Origin of the sequence: Kitasatospora sp. NPDC059722, from assembly GCF_042733235.1 — a bacterium.
GTDB lineage: Bacteria > Actinomycetota > Actinomycetes > Streptomycetales > Streptomycetaceae > Kitasatospora.
In genome coordinates this window covers 125846-131159 of sequence record NZ_JBHWGD010000012.1, presented here as the reverse complement: position 1 = coordinate 131159, position 5314 = coordinate 125846, and the positions used below count along the sequence as shown (strand labels likewise).

At 72.8% G+C, this 5314-nt stretch carries 3 protein-coding genes; all 3 read left to right on the top strand.

Features of this window, described 5'->3' with window-relative positions; genetic code table 11:
• The first annotated feature begins 197 nt into the window (after positions 1-197).
• The 3 genes from ACFV4F_RS10745 (at position 198) to ACFV4F_RS10735 (ending at position 5159) form a co-directional block, all read left to right on the top strand.
• A complete protein-coding gene (locus tag ACFV4F_RS10745; protein WP_380435421.1) occupies positions 198-2501 on the top strand; it encodes a HelD family protein in 2304 nt (767 codons plus the stop codon).
• Positions 2502-2892: 391 nt separating this feature from the next.
• Positions 2893-4365 carry an NAD-dependent malic enzyme gene (locus tag ACFV4F_RS10740; protein WP_380491204.1) on the top strand — a complete coding sequence of 491 codons (1473 nt, stop codon included), beginning with the start codon at positions 2893-2895 and terminating at the stop codon, positions 4363-4365.
• A 509-nt stretch (positions 4366-4874) separates the two neighbouring features.
• Positions 4875-5159 (top strand): HU family DNA-binding protein, encoded by a 285-nt coding sequence (locus ACFV4F_RS10735; RefSeq protein WP_030242980.1) that lies wholly within the window; start codon positions 4875-4877, stop codon positions 5157-5159.
• The last annotated feature ends 155 nt before the right edge of the window (positions 5160-5314 follow it).

Below are 5314 nucleotides of genomic sequence, written 5' to 3'. Positions count from 1 at the left end.
TCTGGGCGCCGCCCACCCCTCTTAAAACCCCCCCGGCCCCGGGGCCGGGCCCCCGCCAACCCCCCCCCCCCATTTAAAAACAGTCCCGCCCGCCCCCCCCCCGGGGGGGCCCGGCCTTCACGTTTCCCCCGACCGAGGCGTAGGATCATCCGTCCGCTCGTTTTCCGGAGCCGGATTCCGTCGCAACCACCGAGGCCATGCAGAGCAACACGGACACCACCCCCGCCACCGACCACGAGACCGTGCGCGAGCGCGAGATCGCCGGTGAGCAGCAGCACCTCGACACCGTCTACCACCGGCTCGAGGAGAAGCTCGCCGAGGCCGAGTACATCCTGGAGGACGCCGCCAAGCGGGTCCAGGTCGGCACGCCCGGCGCGCTCGCCGAGCGCGACGCCCAGGTCTACCGGGCCGGTGCGCACCTCCAGCGGCTCAACAACGAGTTCGAGGACTTCCTGTTCGGCCGGATCGACCTCCAGCGGGCCGACGCCCCGGAGGAGCACGGCATCCCCTCCGACACGCCGCTCGACCCGGCCGACCCCGCGGTGGCCGAGACCCTGCACATCGGCCGGCTCGGCGTCCTGGACGCCGAGTACGGCCCGCTGGTGATCGACTGGCGGGCGCCCGCCGCCGCGCCGTTCTACCGCGCCACCCCGGTCGAGCCGGGCCGGGTGATCCGCCGCCGGGTGATCCGCTCCAAGGGCCGCAAGGTGATCGGCGTCGAGGACGACCTGCTGCGCCCCGACCTCACCCCCACCCTGGGCGGCGAGGAGCTGGCGGTCGTCGGCGACGGCGCGCTGATGGCCTCGCTCGGCCGCGCCCGCAGCCACTCGATGCGCGACATCGTCTCGTCCATCCAGAAGGAGCAGGACGAGGTCATCCGCGCCGCCGCCGGCGGTGCCACGCTCGTCACCGGCGGCCCGGGCACCGGCAAGACCGCCGTCGCCCTGCACCGCGCCGCGTACCTGCTCTACCAGGACCGCCGCCGCTACGCCGGGGGCATCCTGGTCGTCTCGCCGACCCCGCTGCTGGTCTCCTACACCGAGGGCGTGCTGCCCTCGCTCGGCGAGGAGGGCCAGGTCGCGATCCGCGCGGTCGGCTCGCTGGTGGACGGCATCGAGGCGGGCACCTACGACAGCCCCGAGGCCGCCCGGGTCAAGGGCTCGGGCCGCATGGTGCAGCTGCTGCGCCGGGCCGCCCGCGCGGCGCTGGAGCTGGGCGCGCCGCAGGAGCTCAAGGTGGTCGCCCGCGGCGAGGTGCTGAAGCTCGACGCCGGCCGGCTGAAGGCCGTCCGCGGCAACGTGGTGGGCTCGGGCGGCACGCCGCTGAACCTGCTGCGCCCGCGCGCCCGCCGGCTGCTGCTGGACGCCCTGTGGCAGGAGGCCACCCGGCACCTGCCGAGGCCCACCGACCACTACGCCCGCGAGCAGCGCCAGGAGGAGAAGGAGTCCTTCGACGAGTACGTCTCGGACGAGGCGTCGTTCCTGGACTTCTTGGACGCCTGGTGGCCGGCGCTGTCCCCGCGCAAGGTGCTCGGCACGCTCAAGCACGCGCGCCACACCAACCGGATCGCCCGCCGCGCCGTCACCCCGGACGAGGCGAGGCTGCTGGCGGGCTCCTGGCGGCACCTGTCGGCGGCCGGCGAGGGCGCGCTGTCGGCGCACGACGTCGCGCTGGTGGACGAGCTCCAGGTGCTGCTCGGCGAGCCGGCCCGGCGGAAGGTCCGCGAGGTGGACGCGGTGGACCTGCTGACCGGCCTGGAGGAGGTCACCACCTTCGCCGACCGCAGTGCCCGCCAGCGCGACCGCCAGCCGGTGGAGCGCACGGAGTACGCGCACGTGATCGTGGACGAGGCGCAGGACCTCACCCCGATGCAGTGGCGGTTGATCGGCCGCCGGGCCCGGATGGCGACCTGGACGATCGTCGGGGACCCGGCCCAGTCCTCCTGGCCGTTCCCGCAGGAGGCGCAGGCCGCGCTGGACGAGGTGCTCGCGGGCAAGCAGCGCCGCCGGTTCACGCTGACCGTCAACTACCGCAACCCGGCCGAGATCGCCGAGGTGGCGGCCAAGGTGCTGGCGCTCGCCGCGCCGGGCACGCCGTCGCCGCGCGCGGTGCGCCACGTCGGGGTGGAGCCGCGCTTCGCGGCCGTCACCGACCCGTCGCCGGAGGCCTTCGGCGCGGCGGCCAAGGCCGAGCTGGAGCGCCTGCTGTCCGAGGTGGACGGCACCGTCGCGATCGTGGTGCCGATGGACCGCCGGGCCGAGGCGGCCGGCTGGGCCGAGGGCCTGGGCGAGCGCGTGGTGGCGCTGGGCAGCCTGGAGGCGAAGGGCCTGGAGTACGACGCGACGGTGGTGGCCGACCCGACCGGGATCGCCGGCGAGTCCGAGGCGGGCCTGCGGGTGCTCTACGTGGCGCTCACCCGCGCGACCCAGCGGCTGACCGTGCTGTCCGGTCCGGACGACCTGCCGGACTCGGCCGGCGTGCCCGCGCTGCTGCACGGCTGACGCGCGGCTGACGGCGGGTCCGCGGCCACGAAGAAGGCCCCTCACCGGATGGTGAGGGGCCTTCAGACGTTTACGACACCGACCCGCCATGCTCGCCTCGCGGCAAGTGGTCCCTCTGAGGGACGAAGGTTGGGCCCGGGGGCTTGGATCGAGCCGGTGTCCCGTCCAATGTAACGCATCGGCCCGGAGAGGCAAGAAGTCGCGGGCCCTGTTGTCGCCCGCCCGCCGTCGGCCCGCCGGCCGTCCGGGGGCCCGCTTGTGGGGTCCGCACACTCAATGAACGTTATTTCTGGCTACGCCCTGGTAGGTGCGACGATCGAGGTCTAGCATGCGCAGGTGATGCCTTCAACAAAATGTTGAACCTGCCGATGGACGGAAGAAGGAAGCGTCGATGGCGACGGTGCCAAGTGTCTCCAACTCGATCACGGTGCGGCTCGAAGTCCCGGCCCAGAGCAACGCGGTCAGCGCGATCACCACGGCGGTCGAGTCCTCCGGCGGATCGGTCACCGGCCTCGACGTCACCGCCTCCGGCCTGGAGGCGCTGCGGATCGACGTGACGGTGGCCGCCTCCTCGGTGGCCCACGGCGAGGAGATCGTCGAGAAGCTGCGGGCGATCGACGGCGTGTCGATCGGCAAGGTGTCGGACCGCACCTTCCTGATGCACCTCGGCGGCAAGATCGAGATGTCGTCCAAGCTGCCGATCCGCAACCGTGACGACCTCTCCATGATCTACACCCCGGGCGTGGCCCGCGTGTGCATGGCGATCGCCGAGAACCCCGAGGACGCCCGCCGCCTCACCATCAAGCGCAACAGCGTCGCCGTCGTCACCGACGGCTCGGCGGTGCTGGGCCTGGGCAACATCGGCCCGGCGGCCGCGCTGCCGGTCATGGAGGGCAAGGCGGCCCTGTTCAAGCGCTTCGCCGGCATCGACGCCTGGCCGCTCTGCCTGGACACCCAGGACACCGACGAGATCGTGGCCATCGTCAAGGCGATCGCCCCGGGCTTCGCCGGCATCAACCTGGAGGACATCTCCGCGCCGCGCTGCTTCGAGATCGAGGCCCGGCTGCGCGAGGCCCTGGACATCCCGGTCTTCCACGACGACCAGCACGGCACGGCGATCGTGGTGCTCGCCGCCCTCACCAACGCGCTGAAGGTGGTCGGCAAGGACATCGCCGACATCCGCGTGGTGATGTCGGGCGCCGGCGCCGCCGGCACCGCGATCCTCAAGCTGCTGCTGGCCGCCGGCGTCGAGCACGCCACCGTCGCCGACGTGCGCGGCGTGGTCCACCAGGGCCGTGACGACCTCAACGACAGCCTGCGCTGGATCGCCGAGCACACCAACCGCTCGGGCCGCACCGGCAGCCTCAAGGAGGCCGTGGCGGGCGCGGACGTCTTCATCGGCGTGTCGGCCCCGAACGTCCTGGACGGCGACGACCTGGCCACCATGGCCGAGAACGCGATCGTCTTCGCGCTGGCCAACCCGGACCCGGAGGTCGACCCGGCGATCGCCCGTCAGACCGCCGCCGTGGTGGCCACCGGCCGCAGCGACTTCCCGAACCAGATCAACAACGTGCTGGTCTTCCCGGGCGTCTTCCGCGGCCTGCTGGACGCCCAGAGCCGCACCGTGAACACCGAGATGATGATCGCCGCCGCCCGGGCGCTGGCCACCACCGTCGGCGACGACGAGCTGAACGCGAACTACATCATCCCGAGCGTCTTCCACAAGGACGTCGCCAAGACCGTGGCCTCCGCGGTGCGCGAGGCGGCCCTGGCGGGGGCTCAGGGCGAGCCCGTTCCGGCCCGTCCCACCCCGGGCATCGTCGGCACCCTCGACACGGCTTCCTTCCCCACCGTCAAGCTCTGACGGGGGAGCCCGCGGCGGTGCCGCGGATCGGTCAAATGACCGAATAGCGCCCGTACTCGCCCAAGTCCGCCCCGAACCCTTGCGACACAAGGGCGAGGGGCGTGTTTGGGCTTGTCGTGCCTAGGGCGTACGGTAGCCCTGCACGGGGCAGGCGTGTCCGACAAGTACGGAACGTCCCCCTGGTCTTCCGGCGTGTCGTCCCGACCGCCGCCCGCTCCCGGTCCGCCGGAGCCGACGGAGCGTCACACCTCCGACGGGAGGGCGATGTTCGGGTGGCTCGGCCGGGGCCCGATTGGCTTTCTCGGGGCCGGTCGGGGCAGGATTCGTATCCAGGCAGGCGGGCGGGCCTTCGAAGGCTCCGGCGCGCGGCATCGGGTGCGGACCCGGCCTGCGACCACGCATTGCCTGCACGAGCACTGTGTGCGGACCTGCGGCCCATCCGGGTGCCCCCCGGTGGGAGCACCGATGGGCCCCCGCACACCGCAAGCGAACAGACCACAGGAGTACACATGAACCGCAGTGAGCTGGTGGCCGCGCTGTCCGAGCGCGCCGAGGTGACCCGCAAGGACGCCGACGCCGTTCTGGCCGCCTTCGCCGAGATCGTCGGCGAGGTCGTCGCCAAGGGCGACGAGAAGGTCACCATCCCCGGTTTCCTGACCTTCGAGCGCACCCACCGCGCTGCCCGCACCGCGCGCAACCCGCAGACCGGCGAGCCGATCCAGATCGCCGCGGGCTACAGCGCCAAGGTGAGCGCCGGCTCCAAGCTGAAGGAAGCCGCCAAGGGCGCTGCCTGAGCCACCCCTTGAACGCCCGAGAGGCGGGGGGCGCCCCCGGGCGCCCCCCCCCCCCCCCGCCGGACACCCACCCCCCCCCCCCGCGCCACCCAGACAAGCGGGACGCAACAAAGGGGGGCCCCGCAGGCGCACCAGAGGCAAACAAGAAGACTGAA